Origin of the sequence: Acinetobacter halotolerans, from assembly GCF_004208515.1 — a bacterium.
GTDB classification, from domain to species: domain Bacteria; phylum Pseudomonadota; class Gammaproteobacteria; order Pseudomonadales; family Moraxellaceae; genus Acinetobacter; species Acinetobacter halotolerans.
Window position 1 is genome coordinate 71,755 of the sequence record NZ_SGIM01000005.1, and the last position, 15,489, is coordinate 87,243.

General features: G+C 42.5%; 13 protein-coding genes and 1 pseudogene. 1 reads left to right on the forward strand and 13 read right to left on the reverse strand.

The window, feature by feature from the left end; all coding sequences use genetic code 11:
• Positions 1–13: 13 nt before the first annotated feature.
• The 11 genes and pseudogenes from EXE30_RS07630 to EXE30_RS07680 all read right to left on the reverse strand — a co-directional run bounded on the left by EXE30_RS07630 (position 14) and on the right by EXE30_RS07680 (position 11,729).
• Positions 14–1,522 carry a UvrD-helicase domain-containing protein gene (locus tag EXE30_RS07630; protein WP_130161892.1) on the reverse strand — a complete coding sequence of 503 codons (1,509 nt, stop codon included), beginning with the start codon at positions 1,520–1,522 and terminating at the stop codon, positions 14–16.
• 9 nt (positions 1,523–1,531) lie between these two features.
• Positions 1,532–2,299 (reverse strand): bifunctional phosphoribosyl-AMP cyclohydrolase/phosphoribosyl-ATP diphosphatase HisIE, encoded by a 768-nt coding sequence (gene hisIE / locus EXE30_RS07635; protein WP_130161893.1) that lies wholly within the window; start codon positions 2,297–2,299, stop codon positions 1,532–1,534.
• A gap of 91 nt (positions 2,300–2,390) precedes the next feature.
• Positions 2,391–2,480, reverse strand: a pseudogene (locus EXE30_RS07640) (VOC family protein); the annotation flags it as partial.
• A gap of 17 nt (positions 2,481–2,497) precedes the next feature.
• Complete coding sequence (locus EXE30_RS07645; protein ID WP_130161894.1) at positions 2,498–3,814, reverse strand: FAD-dependent oxidoreductase; 1,317 nt, start codon at positions 3,812–3,814, stop codon at positions 2,498–2,500.
• A gap of 241 nt (positions 3,815–4,055) precedes the next feature.
• Positions 4,056–4,853, reverse strand: coding sequence for an ABC transporter ATP-binding protein (locus tag EXE30_RS07650; protein ID WP_005194803.1), 798 nt, complete (start codon positions 4,851–4,853; stop codon positions 4,056–4,058).
• A gap of 14 nt (positions 4,854–4,867) precedes the next feature.
• Complete coding sequence (locus EXE30_RS07655; protein ID WP_130161895.1) at positions 4,868–5,776, reverse strand: ABC transporter permease; 909 nt, start codon at positions 5,774–5,776, stop codon at positions 4,868–4,870.
• Between the two features lie 88 nt (positions 5,777–5,864).
• Complete coding sequence (locus EXE30_RS07660; RefSeq protein WP_130161896.1) at positions 5,865–7,244, reverse strand: CmpA/NrtA family ABC transporter substrate-binding protein; 1,380 nt, start codon at positions 7,242–7,244, stop codon at positions 5,865–5,867.
• 307 nt (positions 7,245–7,551) lie between these two features.
• Positions 7,552–9,171: an ABC1 kinase family protein gene (locus EXE30_RS07665; protein ID WP_130161897.1), complete on the reverse strand. Its 1,620-nt coding sequence runs from the start codon at positions 9,169–9,171 to the stop codon at positions 7,552–7,554.
• A 12-nt stretch (positions 9,172–9,183) separates the two neighbouring features.
• Positions 9,184–9,864, reverse strand: a complete 681-nt coding sequence (locus EXE30_RS07670; protein ID WP_121929811.1) for a ubiquinone biosynthesis accessory factor UbiJ — start codon at positions 9,862–9,864, stop codon at positions 9,184–9,186.
• 24 nt (positions 9,865–9,888) lie between these two features.
• Positions 9,889–10,830 (reverse strand): bifunctional demethylmenaquinone methyltransferase/2-methoxy-6-polyprenyl-1,4-benzoquinol methylase UbiE, encoded by a 942-nt coding sequence (gene ubiE / locus EXE30_RS07675; protein WP_004668404.1) that lies wholly within the window; start codon positions 10,828–10,830, stop codon positions 9,889–9,891.
• Positions 10,831–11,021: 191 nt separating this feature from the next.
• Positions 11,022–11,729, reverse strand: a complete 708-nt coding sequence (locus EXE30_RS07680; protein ID WP_130161898.1) for an FFLEELY motif protein — start codon at positions 11,727–11,729, stop codon at positions 11,022–11,024.
• Between the two features lie 207 nt (positions 11,730–11,936).
• On the opposite strand from EXE30_RS07680, the gene pap reads away from it, so the two are divergent.
• On the forward strand, positions 11,937–13,355 hold the full coding sequence (gene pap / locus EXE30_RS07685; RefSeq protein WP_130161899.1) for a polyphosphate:AMP phosphotransferase: 1,419 nt from the start codon (positions 11,937–11,939) through the stop codon (positions 13,353–13,355).
• Between the two features lie 41 nt (positions 13,356–13,396).
• Here the strand turns inward: pap and tcuC are convergent, their stop codons facing one another.
• Together tcuC and EXE30_RS07695 are read right to left on the reverse strand one after the other, a co-directional pair.
• A complete protein-coding gene (gene tcuC / locus EXE30_RS07690; RefSeq protein WP_130161900.1) occupies positions 13,397–14,710 on the reverse strand; it encodes an MFS transporter in 1,314 nt (437 codons plus the stop codon).
• A gap of 260 nt (positions 14,711–14,970) precedes the next feature.
• Entirely contained in the window at positions 14,971–15,471 is a 501-nt protein-coding gene (locus EXE30_RS07695; protein WP_121929806.1) for a hypothetical protein, read from the reverse strand.
• Positions 15,472–15,489: the final 18 nt, after the last annotated feature.

A 15,489-nucleotide genomic window follows, 5' to 3' on the forward strand; every position in this document is an offset into this window, starting at 1 on the left:
GATCATGAGCGCTTTAACCTGCGGATTTTTGAAGGCTTGAGGGAGCGCATCGTTTTAGTTTTAATTGTTGTATTAAGTCAAAAAGATGATGGATATTTAAACTTACTTTAGCACGAGTGCAGGCTACGTAAAGTAATCTTAACTCCTCATCTGTAATTTTATGTTCTCGCCCATTTATTTTAAATTGGTAATCATCTTCGATATGCACTCGATTCCATTCTAGACCTTTGGCTTTATGAGCGGTTGAAATCACATAATCGGCTTGTTCAATCGGTGTAATTTTGGCCAATGCTCTTTTTAATGGATCTGTACCATGTTCATCGACCAATTTGACCAAAGGTTTGATATCACTGCCATCATTGGTTTCACAATATTCATGCACATCATGCCAAGAGTTAAACCAAGCCAATTCTGGAACATCGACGATACGCTTGCCTTGTTTGAGGAGACTGGCTGCATCCACAAAACGACTCAGTTTTTGATGATCAGCTTGCAAACCGACTTTATCACCATGCACCAAACCAGCCAGTAACAATTCCATCGCACGGGCATTGGTGCGACATAAAATTGCATCTCGCATTTTGGTATGTGGTTTATTCACCACACTCGATTTGACATTGGGATTGCCTAGAAGTGGTACGGTTTCATTCAATGCACCCAATAAACTATTGGCCACATCTGCAATTGCATCACCAAAACGAAAGGACGTGGTTAAACGACTTTCAGGCAGTGGCATTTGCTGCATGGCATTGATTGCACCACGCCACGCATAGATTTGTTGATGTGCATCGCCGACATAAATCACTTGGGTGCTTTTCTGTCGCAACAAAATACCGAGCATCAGTGGATCAGCATCTTGTGCTTCATCGAACAGCACATAATCCGTTGGAATATTGGGTTCTGACAACGCCCACAATTTGAGATAAATATCATGCCCAATGCCGGCCTGATGATTGGGATCAATCGATTCTAGCCAGCGACGTTCAACTGCAGGATAAAGATGTTGCTGTAAGGATTCGATGTCATCTTGATGCAGCCAACTTGGTGCTTGTATATGACGTGGTGCAGGATATTGCGAGCTGGTCGAGCAAAAATAACTGACGGTATTGGCCACCAAACTAGCAAGTCGACTTGGCATCAATACATATTTTTCATAGCGTCCGCCCATCAAGCGCCGCAGGGTAATCGGCTCTAACCGATATTCTTTGGCGATAAAACTTGGACTTAAACGTGGTAAGCGTAATTTATCGGTGATGCCACGTGGAACACTGCGAAATGCCAGCGAGTGGAAAGTACGACAATTGACATTGCCATGAAATTTACTCTGCGCTTCAGTGGCAATCGCTTTGTTAAATGCTAAATACATACCTCGCCTTTCAGGCATGGCATCACTGATCATTTGTAAGGTTGTGGTTTTACCTGTGCCAGCGTAGGCAATCACTTTAAATGATTGTCCTAAACGAGCATTATCTATGGCAATTGCTTGCTCATAGGTGGCTTTGGGTTTTTCGATATTTGACACAGGTTTGGATTACGCCTCTTTGCTACGGTTTGCTTTTTCGACTAAACCTGATAGGCCTTGACGGCGTGCTAACTCATCTAAAACCACTTGTGGATCAAGATCGAAGTAACCGAGCATGACGATACTATGGAACCATAAGTCAGCCACTTCATAAATCAGATCGTGTTTATTTTCCAAAGAAGCATGCACTGCATAATCTTTAGCGGCGATGATCGTTTCGACACTTTCTTCACCGACTTTTTCTAAAATCTTATTGATGCCTTTTTTATAAAGGCTTGCGATATACGAGTTATCTGCTTCTGCTTTTTTGCGTTGTTGCATCAAATGACCTAAATAGTCGAGTACATCGACTTGCTCACTTTGAACATGATCGTGAGTGTCTGTTTTTGCAGATATGCCGTAAATCGCAGTGGGGTCTTTCAGTTGTGCATCAACGGTTTCCCAGCCTTGCGGGGTGAGTTTGCGATAGAAGCAAGATTCACGCCCCGTATGACAGGCAATACCGCCATGTTGTTCGATTTGTAGAATGATAACATCTGCATCACAATCCAGACGAATTTCATGCACCGTTTGGAAATGACCTGATTCTTCGCCTTTATGCCATAGTTTTTGGCGTGAACGTGAGTAATACACCGCTTGATTTTTTTCTGCGGTCAATTGCAAAGCTTCACGATTCATCCACGCAACCATTAACACTCGACCAGTTTGATGATGTTGTGCAATGGCAGGGACAAGACCATTGGAATCAAATTTAACTTCATCTAACCAGTTTGACATGAGTGAAAATCCATTGAGTGGAGAGCAGCTAGTTTAGCCTGTGTGGCTAGGGTTGGCTATGCTTGTTGGTTAAAAAATCAATGATGGAGAATTAAAGGTAGTTCGAGATCTCAATCAAATTCTGATCTGGGTCGCGTAAATAAATCGATAAAATTTTCCCCATTGCCCCCGTCCGTTCTAACTGAGCTCCTTTTGATGTTAGTCATATTCAGGCAACGATTGATTGTTTTGAAGCAATATATTTTCATTTTGTTGATATGCAGCAATTTGTTGATAGCTCATTTGCTGAAATAAACCCGTTTTTAAACCTGAAATGGTCATTGCCATTTCCTTGCGGAAATAGGGAATCTGATACATCCAAGGAAAAGTGAGGTCACGTAAGCCACTTGCCCACCAATGATTAGATTGATAAAGGGGTGTCAGTAAACGGCTGAGGAACTGATAAAACTGGGTTGAAGAATGACGATGCTGATGATAATGCTGCCACAGCATTGCCCAATCTATTTGTTGATTTTTCTTGGTACGTTGTACGGATTGAGAAAAAGCCCACGCATCTAATAGTGCCATATTGGCACCTTGCCCTAATTGTGGACTCATGGCATGTGCAGCATCACCAATCACCCCAATTCGTCCTTGCCCATATTGCGACATCACCACATCACGGTATTGTGCGGACAACCATTGTGGTTGGATTTGTTCATCGTAGACAATCTGTTTCAGCCATTCTGCGACATCAGGCCAGCGATCTGACACCTGTTGTAGCCATTGCTGTTTTGCTTGTTCATCTTTTAAAAAGGATTGTAACTGTGGCGTTGGCAGACTCCAAAATACGCTGGAAAGCCGTTGCTGCGGTGCAGAGGGGATTGCGCCTGTGGGTAGAACACCCATCATGATTTTTGAGCGATCATAAAACTGATGCAAAATTTCAGGATTCAGTGTCAAGCATTCAGGTACGATGCTCCACGCTGCGCCCCACGGATATGCTTGATCGACTTTCACCCATTGTTTAGGTCGTAGTTGACTACGTGCGCCATTGGCAATCAATACCGCATCAAAGCAGTCATCAATATTATGTTGTCTGGATGAGCCAAATAATCGAACTTCATTTTGTCGTTCTTCAATTCGTTCAATGCTGTGATTCATCCGCCATGTCACTTGATTTGAATATTCAGCCAGTTTTTGTGTGAGCACATGACAGAGGGTGGCACGATGAATGCCTAGACCATAGAGCTTTGGAGCAGCTTGCTGGTAATGACTATTGACCAAAAGTCGTTTATTGGGGAGTTGTCCTTCTAAGCCTGTGACTTTCGCTCCAAGCTGTAAGGCATGCTCAAGTACACCGAGATGTTCAAAGACCGCCAAACCAGCAGGTTGTAACAATAAGCCAGCCCCGACAGGTGATAGTTCATCGACTTGTTCAAAAATGGTGACCTGATTGCCTTCGCGTGCAAGTAGAATTGCGGTTGCGAGTCCTGCTGTACCTGCGCCAATAATCGCAAAATGGGGTATTTTCATATTATTTTTGAATGAATATTTTCCATCATCATGTTCTTTTGTGTAAGAACACAGATATCTCTATATCATTGTTAAGTCATTATATCGTTTAAGCATAATACTTTGTTTTATAGACAAATCAAACTTGACGTTGGTGATCATAGGGGGCAAAAGCGCCCTGAGAGCGTTTTTGGAAACGCTCTTGCAGGTTTAGCTTTTGAAGGAAGTATCGGAAACCGATTCATGGATTGCTCAACAGAGCTTAAGCCTCGACATGTTTGTGTTTGTGATGCAAGAACGCCAGCACCTCACCCCGATAATGATTGAATTGTGCATCTTCAGTCAAAGCGAGGCGATCACGAGGGCGAGGCAGATCAACCGTCAAGATTTCACCAATGGTCGCAGCAGGTCCGTTGGTCATCATCACAATGCGGTCAGATAACAATACGGCCTCATCGACATCATGGGTAATCATGATCATGGTGTTATTCAGCTCTGCCTGAATTTGCATTAATGCATCTTGTAGCGTACTGCGTGTGAGCGAATCTAAAGCGCCAAATGGTTCATCGAGTAATAAAACTTTAGGTTTCATTGCTAGTGCACGCCCAATCCCAATCCGTTGTTTCATTCCCCCTGAAATTTCACTCGGTAATTTATCTTTGGCATGCAGCATATTGACTTGGTTTAGATTGTGAATAATCCAGTCATGACGTTCGGCTTTGCTCATTTGCGTTTTAAACACAGAATTGACTGCAAGTTCAATATTTTCATAGCAACTTAGCCACGGGAGTAGTGAGTGATTCTGAAATACCACTGCACGATCACTACTTGGCGTATTGACTTCTTTGCCATCCAGTAACACCACGCCTTGCGTAGCTTGGTATAGACCTGCAACGATATTTAAAACAGTTGATTTTCCGCAACCAGAATGTCCAATTAATGAAACAAACTCACCTTGATGAATATCGAGATGGATATCCTGTAAAGCGGTAAAAGTTCCACCGCTGTCTTTTTCAAACACCATATCGAGATGTTGTAAAGAAAGATATGCTGTACTCATATGTCTATTCCTTATTAGCGAGCGGCAAGAGATTTGTCCCAGCTAAAACGGTGTTGTAGCATGAGCATTATTCGATCAAGCGCAAAACCAATCAAACCAATGGTGATGACGGCAACGAAAATTCGTGAAGTTGATAGGCTGCTGCCATTTTGAAATTCATCCCAAACAAATTTACCTAAGCCAGGATTTTGGGCAAGCATTTCAGCTGCAATCAAGACCATCCAACCCACTCCGACAGACAGGCGTAAACCTGTAAATATCATTGGGATAACTGCAGGCAATACAATTTTGGTGAGGTGGGTGTACCAAGAGAGATTCAATACTTTACTGACATTGATAAAATCTTGGCTGATTTGTCCTACGCCGACCATGGTGTTAATCAGGGTAGGCCAAATGGTACACATCGCGACGGTAATGGCTGAAATGACAAATGATTTAGATAGCCCCTCTACTGGATTTACATATAAGGACGCAACCAATAAGCTCACAATCGGTAACCACGCCAGTGGACTAATCGGTTTGAAAATCTGAATAAGTGGATTTAAAGCACGATAAAAATTAGGGCTTAGACCACAGAGTAAACCCACTGGAATGGCAATCATTGAAGAGATCAGACAGGCGGTTAGCACCGTTTTTAAACTTGTCAGAATTTGATCAAAAAAAGTTGGAGGACCACTAAATATGGCGGTCGATCCTTCGGGTAAATTGGCATAAAAGCTTTTCGCAGCTTCTCGCTGATTGAAAAACTCAGCCATTAGACCTTTAAAGGCATTAAACACTTCCACAGGGCCGGGTAGGTTGCCAATATTGGTTTGAATCTGTTGCGACGCACCTTGCCAAACCCCTAAAAATACAAGAATTGCAATCATCGGCAAGATGACGCTTAATACAGAATGACGTGCTTTTATTGATAGTTTTTTCATGAAAATTCCCCCTATAACATCAATATAGTCTTGGCTGGATAAGTGCGCCTTTCAAATCAGGCATCACTTATCCCATGTTCGTAGAGAGTTATTTCAAACCAATTTTAAAGGATGCCAAGAAAGCATTAGGTTGATTTGCATCAAAAGTAACACCATCCAAAGCGCTAGTTTCTGGTGCTTTGATATAGGTCGCGGTGCTGAGGTCAGGGAAATCTTCCGCTTTCATTTTGCCTTCAGCGATCAGTTCTTTGGCTGCTTGCGCATAGATTTCTGGTTGATAGGCTTTTTTCGCCATATCTAAATACCATTGATCTGGCTTGGTTTCAGGCACATGTCCCCAACGACGCATTTGGGTTAACCACCAGACTGCATCTGAGTAATACGGAATGCCGTATTGACCTTTATAGAAGGTATTGAAATTTGGGACGGGGCGCTTATCACCTGCTTCAAATTCAAAGGTTCCTGTCATACTGTTGGCAATCACAGCTTCATCCGCGCCGACATAGTTCGGTCTTGAAATGATTTTGACCGCTTCAGCACGATTGGCATTATTGTCTTGATCTAACCAATAAGAGGCGCGAATTAATGCTTTGACGACTTTTATGGTTGTTGTTGGGTTTTTCTCGGCAAAGTCTTTGGTCATTCCAAACACTTTATCTGTACCGTCTTTCCACATCTGATCAGAGGTGGCTACGGGAACGCCAATTTTTTTAACCACGGCTTGTTGGTTCCACGGTTCACCAACGCAATAACCCATCGTCGTTCCCGCTTCCATGGTGGCAACCATTTGTGGTGGGGGCACCACCGAGAGCATCACATCTGCACCTTTGTTACCCGAAGTATCGCTTGCATCGTATACGCCCGGATTGACACCACCTGCAGCAAGCCAATAGCGCATCATGTAGTTATGTGTACCCACTGGAAATGTCATACCCAAATTAAATGGCTTACCCGCAGCTTTTGATTCATTTGCAGCCACTTTTAATGCTTCAGCACTAATCGGGTGCTTCGGCTTACCATTTTCCATGCTTAGGTTTGGCTTCATTTTTTGCCAGACTGAATTTGATACGGTGATGCCTGCACCATTATAGGAAAGTGTAAATGGGGCAATGATTTCTTTATTTCCAGTAATGCCTGTCATCGAGCCTAGTGGCATCGCTGCGAGCATATGAGCACCGTCTAATTCCCCACCAGCAACACGGTCATAGAGAACTTTCCAATTTGATTGTGCTTCAAGTTGCACATTTAATCCTTCATCTTGGAAATAGCCTTTTTCATGGGCAATTGCTAAAGGCACCATATCGGTGAGTTTAATAAATCCAAGTTTGAGATTGGTTTTTTCAGCCTCGGTTGCTGTGTTTGAAGATGCATTCGTTGCAGTTTCAGGTTTTTTACCACATCCGCTCAGCGATAATACCGCGGCAGTCATACACATCATTAAACATGTTGATTTGACTAAATGTGACATAATCGTTAGACCCCTATTCAGATTGTCTCTTGGCCATTAGCCAGATGATTTATGCTGATCAATATTTTATTTATGCGAGCGAGAGGTGAGAGGGGGAGGCTGTAGGGTAAAGCAGATAAAAAGATGACAGCGCCCTTCCACCACTCAATCCATATGTAATCTATGGAGCAAGCAGTTTTACGAGCGTCATTGGCCGTGAATTAAAAAATCATCTTTGATTTTTATAATTATGAAGTAGCAACTTGTATGCCAAATAATCAAATGATGAAAATTAATGTTGTAGTGAGGGTGTTGGTAAATATCTATGCTATTTGACCACTCGCCAAAATGCGAGAAGTCCACTCAGTACGATTAAGATAACTGAGATTAACCACGGACTAATAATCGCAATGGTCAGCAAAATCAACATACTACTGCCGAACATCCAACTACGGCGCTGCTGCTGTTGCATTTGTAAGCGCATTTGTTGAATTTCTTTGAGCTGTTTGTCATGCCATGCAGATTGGTTTTTTAAACCATTTAGACTATCAATAAGTAGGCTTGGCAAATCTTGGGCGCCCATTAATAGGTCGGGAATCTGCTGGCCAAGCTCTTTCATATTTTTGACTGGATTCATATTGGCTTTGACCCATTCGGTCAGAATTGGTTTAGCCAGCTTCCAGATGTCGAGTTGAGGATAAAGATCCGTACCTAAGCCTTCAACGTGGACCAGTGTTTTGAGGAGTAACATCAACTGCGGTGGAATTTCCAAATGGAAACGACGCGCGATATCCATGACTTGAATCAAAATCCCGGCGAAGTCGAGCTGATCCATTGGTTTAGAGACCATTGGTCCAACAGTACGGCGCATCTCACGAGACAAGGCATCTTGATCTGTACCCGGTGGAATCCAGCCCGCTTGATGAACGATTTGAACCAACTGCATAAAGTTGCTATTCATCACCGCAAGTAACATTCGTGCAATGGTCATTTGATCATGTTTTGACAACTCACCCATGATCGCGCAGTCCAACGCGATAAAGCGAGGATTGTTTGGGTTAATTGTTTCAACAAAGACATTGCCCGGATGCATGTCGGCATGGAAGAAGTTGTCACGGAACACTTGGGTAAAGAAAATGGTTAAGCCTTTTTCTGCCAGATCAGCACGATCCATGCCTAAACGGTCAAAGGTCGCGAGATCAGAAATCGGTACACCTGTGATACGCTCAGCCACCATCACGTCTTTACTGTCCATATAGACTTCAGGCACATACATCATGCTTGAACCAGTAAAGTAATGGCGCATACGACGGGTATTGTCGGCCTCAAGACTGAGATCAAGTTCATTTAAAATGATCTGACGGTAGTCCTGAATAATTTCAGATAAATGTAGGGCGCGTGCCGCTTCTAAACGATTTTCCAACCAATCCCCGAGCCAAGCGAGGATTTCAAAGTCTTGTAAAATCTGATTGCGAATATCGGGACGAGTGACTTTAACCACCACTTCACGACCATCATGCAGGGCGGCGGTATGTACTTGTGCAATCGACGCAGCAGCAAGCGGTTGTTCATCAAAACGAGAGAACAAAGTGGAAACATCTGCTTTTAATGATTCCTGAATCCGTTGTTTTGCTAGTTGTACATCAAACGGTTTAACTTGATCTTGCAATAACACCAATTGCGATAAAATTTCAGGTGGAATCAGATCACGACGGGTAGAGAGGAGTTGCCCCAGCTTAATTGCCAAAGGCCCCATATCTTCTAAGGCTTCTTTGAGCTTAAGTGGATTCTTTTTCTCACGACTCGACCATGCAGCAGGATGTGTTTTAATCACATTTAAGACATGACGGGCTTTTACAGGTAATTCTTCCGCGGGGAACAAGGTGTCGAGCCGATAATGTGCTGCGATCTGCCAAAGTTCAAATAACCGTTTAATATGCGGAATCATATACAGTCTTACCTAGTCGTGTGAGGGTTGATGTTGTGAGTTGAGCTGTGCTTGTAACAGTTGAAATTTCGCTTCTAAGCGATCAATTTCTTGATTGAGTTGGCGTGTTTCACGATTGAGATCGTCCATTTGCCAACGTGGGGCAAATATCCCGCTGTCTTCTTTTAACGCATCTTCAACAAAGAACAAATGGCTTTGTAATGAACGTTTTAACTGTTGTGGCGCACGCTGAATTTTACCAAGTTCATGTGCCAGTTGCGGTCCAATCCAAGGCGATAAATGCGCCGCAAGATCAGGTTCCGCCTGTTGCATAATTCTTTGAATTTCTTGTAGTAAGTGATAGTCGCCTTGCAGAGGGATATTGCCAATTTGATCCATATCACTAAGTAATAATTTGACTAGCTCCACTACGTTTTCAACATGTAGGGTTGCCGTTGCATCAGTGAGTTTATTCTGAGAATCAAAAGGTCGTTGTTCAAAGATGGATGGTGCTTGGCTCTGTCCTGTCACCGTCGGTTCCAGTCGAACTTTATTTTCATCAAAAAACACATCAACAGAGAGTTGGGGACTATCGATCACCACTCGCAATAATTGACCTTGTAGTTGATTGAGTTGAACGCGTGTAATCGCATCCAAATCAATCACATGATGAATGAGTCGTTCGATTGCACCGAGTGCTAAAATCGACCACATTGCGAATTCCTTAAAATCTGAACCTTACAGTTTGAATCCACGGTGAACAGCCACGATACCACCTGTTAAGTTGTGGTAGTCACAGCTTTGGAAGCCCGCATTTTCCATCATCCCTTTTAAGGTGCGTTGGTCAGGATGCATACGGATCGATTCAGCGAGGTATTTATAGCTTTCAGCATCATTCGCGACCAATTTACCCATGATCGGGAGTGCCGTGAATGAATAAAAGTCATAAAGTTTTGAGAAAGGTTCAAACACAGGTTTTGAAAACTCAAGTACCAATAAACGACCACCTGGCTTAAGGACACGATACATCGCTTGTAAGGCAGCATCTTTATCGGTCACATTACGTAAACCAAAACTGATGGTCAGTAAATCGAAGCTATTGTCTGCAAATGGTTCTAAAGTTTCTGCATTGGCAAGTACAAAATCAACGTTGGTACAGCCCGCATCAATTAGACGATCACGGCCCACATTCAACATGGATTCATTAATATCTGAAAGGACCACATGGCCTTGAGGACCTACTTCGCGACTAAACACTTTTGCAAGGTCACCTGTACCGCCTGCGATATCTAATACGTGCTGTCCACGACGAACACCAGACATATTAATCGCAAAACGTTTCCAGAGACGGTGGATACCGAATGACATGAGGTCATTCATGATGTCGTATTTGCTCGCAACCGAATGGAAGACTTCTGCAACTTTTTGTGCTTTATCATCACTACTTACGGTTTGATAACCAAAGTGAGTGGTTTCACCGACATTTCCTGTATTTGCACCACGCGGTAAGTTGTATTTCGGTACCGAACCTGTCGGTGTCGATGTTAGACCTTGTTGTAATGTTTGTTGCTGGCCTTGTGGTGTGCCTTGAGGAAGGGGTGAGCTTAGGAATGGGCTGACTTTGTCTGAACTTGGTTTTTGCTCAACTTCTGGGGTGGGCTGTTGGTTTTCGTTAGACATTGTTTTCTCCTAAACTTTCGTTCTAGCGGCACGAATCAGCATGCATGATGACAGATTTTGTAATTTTTTACAGGCTTTGACATGTAATTGTTATGAATAATATACAGAAACTCATTTTCTCAAAAGGGTTTTTATTTTGAATTATGTTGAGAAAAATCTCCCTCTTATGGAAGAGGGAGGGCGTATGTTATTTATACTTGAAATGGAGCAGGATCCCCAGCATGAACTTTGTTAATAATTTCACGCTCTTTTTCAGTAAACGCTTGAATAAAAACCGCAGCAGATTTTAAGGGTTTCATTGCAGCAAAACCTTCTTGAATGAATTCGTACATCCCTTCAAATTGATATTTTTTGGCAATGCCTTTGCACATCTTAAAAGCAGCGTACATCATGGTAGAACGCATATATTTGTCTAAGGTTACGCCTAACTCATCGAGTAGTTGTAATTGTTCATAACGCGCTTCACCTTGATCAAGTTTGACCAGTGTCTGGCGCATGATTTCATCGGTTATCGGTGTGTCTAAAGGGTAGTCTTGTAAGAGTTGGATGGCGACTTGCTCATCCAACCGTGTCGCGAGTACCGCCAGACTAACTGACTTTGTGCCCGTTTTAATGGCATTTTCAGGAAGTAGGCTTTCCGCTTTGTGGGCATATTTCAGTAAGCGTTCGATTTGTTGTGCCATGGCATCAAAATCAGGCCCACCATATAAGCGATTTAAAAAATATTGCGCCATCAGTTGATTTTCAGGCTGAGCAAAAAAGTCTTGATGCGTTGCAGCAATGCGAGCTTTCATCCATGCTTGTGCATCATGTAGACGTTGGGCAATCGCTGGATCTTGGTGGTAATTCAAATTTTGATATTGTAATAAAAGATCATCAAATGCAGCGAGTTTTGACATATTCGAACTCAAAGAAAAATAAAATCATGAAATCATAGGCTGCATGATACCCAAGAACCATGACAACATAAATGCTAAATGCTTAACAATTGGTCAGTATAGATATACATTCATTTTTCTCTACAGAAATTGTACATTTGTTTTTTTAAAGTCTATTTTAGTTATGACTATACTCAATTTTAATAAATCATACACTTAGAGCAAAAAATGAGTGAACAACAAGCTGTATTTGAATTACGTGATGAAAATGAACTTTCTTTAGATTTGATTGAGGCGCAGTACGCATTAAAAGAAAGCCGTGATCAAAAAAATGCAAAAAGTGTGTTAGTGCTGGTCAGTGGCATTGAGCTGGCTGGTAAGGGCGAAGCGGTTAAACAGTTAAGAGAGTGGGTCGACCCACGTTATCTACGTGTCAAAGCAGATGCACCGCAACGTATGTCAAATAGCCAAGAATTTTGGCAGTCTTATACTCGATTTATTCCCGCTGAAGGTCAAATCGTGGTGATGTTTGGCAATTGGTATAGTGATTTACTTGCAACTGCGATGCAGGATGCGAAGGCTTTGGATGACAAAACATTTGATCGTTATGTGGAAAAAATGCGGGCATTCGAGCATGATTTACAGCAGAACCATGTACATGTGATTAAAGTTTGGTTTGATCTGTCTTGGAAAGCATTGCAAAAACGTCTAGACCAAGTTGATCCATCTGAGCAGCATTGGCATAAATTACATGGATTGGATTGGCGCAATAAAAAGCAATACGAGACTTTGCAAAGCTTCAGTCAACGTTTTACTGAGGACTGGTTTATCATCGATGGCGAAGATGAAAAACGTCGGGATCAATGTTTTGCTCAGTATGTGTTACAGACTTTGCAAGCCTTACCAGAACATCAAACATCCGCAGCAAAAACATGGCAGCAGGCAGAGATTCCTCAAGTACTCATGCAGCCAGCGCAACAGCTGTTAGAAAAAGAACATTATAAAGATGAATTGAATGAGCTGACCCGAAAAGTTGCTGAGGCATTACGTTGTGATGAGCGTAAAGTAATTATTGCTTTTGAGGGAATTGATGCGGCAGGTAAAGGCGGTGCTATTAAGCGGATCGTGAAAAAGTTAGATCCGCGTGAATATGAAATTCATAGTATTGGTGCACCTGAGCGATATGAATTACGCCGCCCTTATTTATGGCGCTTTTGGAATCGACTCAATGAAAGTGGCAAAATCACCATTTTCGATCGGACGTGGTATGGGCGTGTGCTGGTGGAGCGTGTTGAAGGATTTGCATCTACGCTTGAATGGCAACGAGCTTATGATGAGATCAATCGTTTTGAACAGAACTTAATTGATAGTCAAACTGTCATTGTTAAGATTTGGTTGGCCATTAGCAAAGATGAACAAGCATTGCGCTTTAAAGAGCGGGAACAGACACCGCATAAACGTTTTAAAATTACAGAAGAAGATTGGCGTAACCGTGAAAAATGGGACGACTATCTAGATGCTGCAGCTGACATGTTTGAACGTACAAGTAGCAAAGATGCGCCGTGGCATGTGATTGCAACGGATGATAAATATAGTGCACGTATTGAAGTGTTGAAGGCGATATTAAAACAGCTGGGCGCGGGTTAGACGCTCAGCTTGCCTATTATAGTTGTGGACATTACCGTTGATTAAGTGTGTTGAGCCAAGCCTGCTTGTATAGAAGAGGGTTTGGCTGTAACACGTTGATGCTGACGAAACACGATCAATGTGGCAATCAGACTAATGATCGCGGCAAACATCAGCCAAAAAGCAGGCATACTTTTACTGCCAGACTCTTGAACAAGATAAGTGGCAATCATAGGGGTTAAGCCTCCAAAGACTGAAGTTGCTAAGCTATAGGCGACGGAGAACCCTGCGATACGCACTGAGCTTGGCATCATTTCGGTTAATGAAACCACCAACGCACCATTGTATAAACTATAGAGTAGTGATAACCACAACAGTGCCATCAACATATGCGCAAGACTGATGTCATGTGCTAACCAGTTGAGCAAAGGATAGGCACTAATAAAAATCAGTACAGTTGTAATGATCAAAAGTGGTTTTCGACCAAACTTATCTGAGAGATGTCCACCAATCGGTAACAGTAAAAAGTTGCTTGCACCCACCATGACGGTTGCGATTAAACTTTCGGTACTGCTTAAATGCAGCACTTCCTTACCGTAGGTCGGTGTATATACCGTAATAAAATAAAACATGGTGGTGGTGGTTGCGACCATACACATGCCCAGCAGTACGATTTTCCAATTCGCAGCCAGTGTCGCCATAATTTGTTGAGTACTTGGGTGCTCTTTGCGGGAGCTAAATGCTTCTGTTTCTTGCAAAGATTTCCTTAACCAGAAAATGAACGGAATAATAGCGCAACCGACGAAGAAGGGAATACGCCACGCCCAAGCATCTACTTGTGCTTTGGTAAATGCCAAGCTGACCAAATAACCTAAAGTAGCAGCAAAAATAACAGCCACTTGTTGGCTGGCAGATTGCCAACTGGTAATAAAACCGCGGTTATGTGGTTCAGCTATTTCTGATAAATAGACAGACACACCACCGAGTTCGACACCTGCTGAGAACCCTTGAGCCAGACGGCCGACGAAGATTAAAACCGTGGCTGCAAATCCAATACTGGCATAACCTGGGGTCAGCGCGATCAGCAAAGAGCCAGCGGCCATGATGCTCAACGTGACCATTAATCCTTTACGACGGCCTATGCGATCAACATAAGGCCCTAGGACGAGGGCGCCAATCGGGCGCATCAGAAAGCTTACGGCAAAGACCAAAAAGGTTTTCATCAGTGCCGCATAGCTACTATCGGAGTGGAAAAAGGTTTGACCTATGGCTTGTGCATAAAGCCCAAAAAGGAAGAAATCATATTGTTCGAGAAAATTCCCGCTGGTGACATTAAAAATTGCACGTATCTTTGACGTTGTTGGTCCGTGTTGCACAACGACTCTCCATCATTCATTTGTCATCGTGTGATGGAGAATAAAAATACAATCTTGATCTAAACTTAAAAAATTAAGTGAATATTAATGCTTCTGTTGTTTTTATGTAGTCCGTACTTCCCTCTGAGACAGGTCGCCTCAAAGGGAACAAAGACCTCTTTTATCATTATTGAGATCCTTGGTGTATTTCTCGTAGTTGGAGAAACAAAAGGGATTGATGAAAGAAGTCTAACTATCTTTTTATAACGTCGAAATTTATATTAGTTGAGCGCAAGGCTTTTTTGTTGAATACGTTTTGCTAATTTATAGCAATCTTCGATATGCAGCTCGGTGATTTTTTTCATCATAAAATACCCTAAACTTGCTGCAATAATTTGTCCGCCTAGAGGAATAAATTTGGTCACTTGTTTGGTGGCGATTTTGGCAAAGAAACCATTAAAGGATTTTTTCATAGCAGTGCGTGCAACCAGGAATCCTGAAAACTCAAAACCACGTTTACGTAATTCATTCCAATGGATTTTTTTGGTTTCTGGGTCATAGACGCTGATATGTTCAGGTGCTAGACCAAAGCGAGAGTTAATATCCGGAATGACTTGGGTCAGCATGCTCAAGTCAACAACAACATCAAAAAATGGGATGGGTATAATGGCTGCACCCGCTGAATAATAAGCAGTTTTTTTTGTACGTTCCAAGCATTCCTTACGGATTTGTTCCAAATTTAAACTTGGGTCAATAAAGTCAGGCGTTTTTTCAATTTTCATAAAGTGATACCTAAGTCT

Excerpts from the sequence above, each read along its gene's own strand:
- hisIE (WP_130161893.1), bottom strand. The coding sequence starts at position 2,299 with ATGTCAAACTGGTTAGATGAAGTTAAATTTGATTCCAATGGTCTTGTC.
- EXE30_RS07645 (WP_130161894.1), bottom strand. The coding sequence starts at position 3,814 with ATGAAAATACCCCATTTTGCGATTATTGGCGCAGGTACAGCAGGACTC.
- EXE30_RS07650 (WP_005194803.1), bottom strand. The coding sequence starts at position 4,853 with ATGAGTACAGCATATCTTTCTTTACAACATCTCGATATGGTGTTTGAA.
- EXE30_RS07655 (WP_130161895.1), bottom strand. The coding sequence starts at position 5,776 with ATGAAAAAACTATCAATAAAAGCACGTCATTCTGTATTAAGCGTCATC.
- EXE30_RS07660 (WP_130161896.1), bottom strand. The coding sequence starts at position 7,244 with ATGTCACATTTAGTCAAATCAACATGTTTAATGATGTGTATGACTGCC.
- EXE30_RS07665 (WP_130161897.1), bottom strand. The coding sequence starts at position 9,171 with ATGATTCCGCATATTAAACGGTTATTTGAACTTTGGCAGATCGCAGCA.
- EXE30_RS07670 (WP_121929811.1), bottom strand. The coding sequence starts at position 9,864 with ATGTGGTCGATTTTAGCACTCGGTGCAATCGAACGACTCATTCATCAT.
- ubiE (WP_004668404.1), bottom strand. The coding sequence starts at position 10,830 with ATGTCTAACGAAAACCAACAGCCCACCCCAGAAGTTGAGCAAAAACCA.
- EXE30_RS07680 (WP_130161898.1), bottom strand. The coding sequence starts at position 11,729 with ATGTCAAAACTCGCTGCATTTGATGATCTTTTATTACAATATCAAAAT.
- pap (WP_130161899.1), top strand. The coding sequence starts at position 11,937 with ATGAGTGAACAACAAGCTGTATTTGAATTACGTGATGAAAATGAACTT.
- EXE30_RS07695 (WP_121929806.1), bottom strand. The coding sequence starts at position 15,471 with ATGAAAATTGAAAAAACGCCTGACTTTATTGACCCAAGTTTAAATTTG.